Raw genomic sequence first — 230 nt, forward strand, 5'->3', positions numbered from 1 at the left:
CCCGCAGGGCGTGGCGGATGCTGCCGACTGGGTGTTCGTCACCGTGCCGGATGACGCCATTCCCGGTGTGGTCAACAACGTCCGCTGGCGCCCAGGGCAACTCGTGCTCCATTGCAGCGGCGCGGGCGAACGCGACTTGCTGGACGCTGCCCGCCAGGCCGGCGCGGATACGGCCAGCTTCCACCCGCTGTTTCTCTTTGCCGGCTTGCCGGACGATGCCGAGCGGCTGG

The 230-nt window shown here is 70.0% G+C and carries 1 protein-coding gene; it reads left to right on the top strand.

Features of this window, described 5'->3' with window-relative positions; genetic code table 11:
* Positions 1-230: hypothetical protein (locus tag RVY79_RS21880; RefSeq protein WP_317466726.1), on the top strand; the 230-nt coding region annotated here is incomplete at both ends.

The organism is Chromohalobacter sp. HP20-39, from assembly GCF_033052815.1.
Taxonomy (GTDB): domain Bacteria; phylum Pseudomonadota; class Gammaproteobacteria; order Pseudomonadales; family Halomonadaceae; genus Chromohalobacter.